Source organism: Niastella yeongjuensis, assembly GCF_900110245.1.
Classification (GTDB): Bacteria; Bacteroidota; Bacteroidia; order Chitinophagales; family Chitinophagaceae; genus Niastella; species Niastella yeongjuensis.
In genome coordinates this window covers 1-2,349 of sequence record NZ_FOCZ01000033.1, presented here as the reverse complement: position 1 = coordinate 2,349, position 2,349 = coordinate 1, and the positions used below count along the sequence as shown (strand labels likewise).

The 2,349-nt window shown below is 40.2% G+C and carries 4 protein-coding genes; all 4 read left to right on the top strand.

Features of this window, described 5'->3' with window-relative positions:
• On the top strand, positions 1 to 1,046 hold a 1,046-nt coding region (locus BMX95_RS35245; protein ID WP_090519759.1), incomplete at its 5' end, for a hypothetical protein.
• The gene (locus BMX95_RS34320) at positions 1,047 to 1,463 is read left to right on the top strand and encodes a hypothetical protein (protein WP_081203638.1); all 417 of its coding nucleotides are present in this window, start codon (positions 1,047 to 1,049) and stop codon (positions 1,461 to 1,463) included.
• The gene (locus tag BMX95_RS35240) at positions 1,460 to 1,621 is read left to right on the top strand and encodes a hypothetical protein (protein ID WP_177193749.1); all 162 of its coding nucleotides are present in this window, start codon (positions 1,460 to 1,462) and stop codon (positions 1,619 to 1,621) included. The genes BMX95_RS34320 and BMX95_RS35240 overlap by 4 nt, the downstream gene beginning before the upstream one ends.
• 249 nt (positions 1,622 to 1,870) lie before the next feature.
• Entirely contained in the window at positions 1,871 to 2,038 is a 168-nt protein-coding gene (locus tag BMX95_RS35235) for a hypothetical protein (RefSeq protein WP_165759078.1), read from the top strand.
• The last annotated feature ends 311 nt before the right edge of the window (positions 2,039 to 2,349 follow it).

The window sequence follows — 2,349 nt, the reverse complement described above, 5'->3', positions numbered from 1 at the left end:
CCGTTGATTATTTTAATCCGCAGGTCGTAAGTGCGCAGGATTATTATCCGTTTGGGATGTTGCAGCGGGGTAGGAGTGTAAATGTAGGTGGGTATGGGTATGGGTTTAATGGACAGGAGAGGTCTACAGAACTTAATGATAACTCATACGGCGCAGAGTTTTGGGAGTATGATAGCAGGATTGGGAGGAGGTGGAATTTGGATCCTAGACCGATAGTTGGCTTAAGTCAGTATAGCGCATTTAATAATAACCCGATTCTAAACAATGACATACTAGGGGATTCCGCCGCTCCACCTAAGCCGTCTGCATTTAGTAGGAAAGGATTTGTTGATCTTGCAAAATATAAACCCGGGTCTTTACCCGAAGGCGAAGGAAACGTGTTAAATAGATTAAACGCTGCAGCCAATAACTATGTATTAGCACCAGTTAGCAACTTGGTCATTGATGCAATAGATGAAGTAAGTAATCCGGGATGGACTTTGACAAATATAAAGGATGGAATTGTCGGTGGATTAAAATCATTGAATAATTGGTTATATACCCATCCTGATCCTGTTGTAGCTGTTGGAGAAGTGGCTTCTGGAACAAAGTCATATACCCAACAAAATTGGAACAATCCCGATTTTCACGTTCAGTTTGCGACAATGGTATGGGGTCTGTTTATTAGTCCAGGAAGGGTTCCGGTTTCTGGAGAAGTTTCGTCTATTTCAGTGGCTGAGGAATTCACATTTACGAATAAGCCACAAGTAGCTCCGTTAAAGAATATGAGCGGTTCATTAGATGAAGCTGCTAGGCTTGCTCGAAATCAGCAATATGGGGCAAATAAAAATGTATTCCGACGATTGCCCAATAGTGCTCAGGATGTGCAAGCATTAACGGAAGCTCAGCAAGGCATGGGCCGTAACTTAAACCTTACATTAAAGGATCCGAGATATTTGGGATGGGAGAAATGGCATCATAGCGTTGGGCCAAAAGGGGGGAAATCTGTGGTTCATTATGTGAGAAATCCTATAACCGGTTATACAACTGATTTTAAATTTAAATAGATGAAAGTTAAATGCTTAGTTGATAAGGTCATTCCAGAAATACACGACAAAAGAGTTGTGCAATGGGCAGAAAAATCTGAATTGGAAATAACTAAAGGGAGAATTTATGTTGTTTTTGCTATTACTAAATTGTTTAATGTTTTATTTTACTATTTGCAGGGGGATGAAATAAATAGCTTTCCATTAGCATTTCCTGCTGAGCTATTTGAGGTTATTGACAATAGAATTTCAAAATATTGGGATTTTAGTTTAGCTAGAATTGACTCGTTATCGCAGATTAGAATTGAGAATAACGATATTATTAGCTTCAAAGAATGGTCGGAGGAAAAGGATGAGTTTTATGAAAAAATCTTGGAGGGTGACGCTCGTGAGTTGAAGATCTTTAATTTCTATAAAGATAAAATGTTGGAGGAGTGAATCGAGACATCAGAATATGCCATTGGTTAATTCCCTATAAAGCCGATAGTGTAAAGTTCACTAACAGCTGCGATACTGCAGAGTTGATCATCGAGAACCCATACGCAAACAGAGATGCGGCACCAGGTGCCGAGCTTGGAAAAAGTGTCAGAAAATGAATGCTTCTATAATAACCACCAGCCAACCAGTAAAATAGCATAAACCTTTATATGAAAAGAATTCTGTTTCTCTTGGCACTCCTGTGCTAGGAGGAAGCCCCCAAAAAGTGGCGAAAGGACGCCTAATCAGGCACAAGCGTCCGTTAGTATCAGGTTGGTAATGTGGCAAAACAGAATTGATAATCATAAAAACTTAAGGAGGTCTTAATAGGCCTCCTTTTTTATTTAACCCCATTAAAACGCTATTACATGACAACAGCACTCAATGCAGAAAACCGGGAATATATAACCTGGCAGTATCAAGAATTGAATTTTGGGCTTCTAGGTGGCCTTAGTGTTGAAGGACTGGAAAGGATGCGGGTAACCCTGAAACTGGAATACAGGCAACAGGCTGTACGGCATAATCTTGATCTGTAGAAAAGGAGCCTGTAAAGCAGATAACCGAAGCAGAAAGGAGGGGAGCTGAACAATTTTTTTCGCCAGCTTGATCTTTTACACCGTACCAATGAGCTGATTGGACAAGGTTGGGTAATTGGCGAAGAAAATCTATGATATGCATTATTATTATTATTATACCGATACAACTATTGAGTTAAGTTGGTTGGGTTATACTGTGTAGTTGGAAAAACGGCCTATAATGTAATGCTGAACTACTTTAATGGCGACTATAAGGCCATCAGTGGCGCTGCACCACAGGACGCCTCGATCGATGGAACATTAGGAGGTCA